Annotated in this window: 1 protein-coding gene; it reads right to left on the bottom strand. The window is 66.6% G+C overall.

Going from position 1 to position 574, the window contains the following annotated elements; genetic code table 11:
* Window positions 1-427 (bottom strand): hypothetical protein (locus AC1DWF_RS37045; RefSeq protein ID WP_476843408.1); only part of this gene is annotated, 427 nt, incomplete at its 3' end.
* Window positions 428-574 lie beyond the last annotated feature (147 nt).

The raw sequence follows: 574 nt of genomic DNA, 5'->3' as shown, positions 1-574 counted from the left end.
CCGCGATGACCCGCGCGCCCGTGGTCAGCGCCAGGTAGCCGCAGAAGCGCCGGCCGTCGCCCCAGGTGCCGACATTGCCCCGGTAGGTGTCCGCCGGCGCGCAGGCGAAGAGCACGATCTCGTCCACCAGCCCCTTCCAGGCCGAGGTCAGCCCATAGTTGAAGAGGCTCAGCCCCTCCGTGCCGAGCTGCAGGCCGAAACCGCCATGGGCCGCGGGCAGGCACATCCGGCCACCCAGGTCCCAGTTGTTCTCGTAGCCGTGGCAGAGGATGTGCAGGCGGTTCAGCCTGCGCACCTGCCGGGCCCGCCGTGCCACCACCTCGACGATGTGGCGGATGGAGACACGGATGTTCACCTGCATGACGAAGTTATAGTAGGCCGGGGTATCGCCGGTCAGCCGCCGGTCGTGAATGACCATCGAAGCCATCGCCGCGCCTCCTTAGTTCTTCGAAGGAAATATATTCTCAGGAAATCATTTGCGGCCACCGGTTTCCTGTCGCATCTGTCACGTGGTGCCTGCACGGCGACGGGCCCCGCCCCTCCAACTGGACGCCTCCCGCCCCCAGATGCAGAG

It is taken from the genome of Aminobacter sp. P4_D5, from assembly GCF_056401815.1.
Note: the sequence above shows the minus strand (reverse complement) of the source record. Positions and strands in the feature narration are given on the sequence as shown.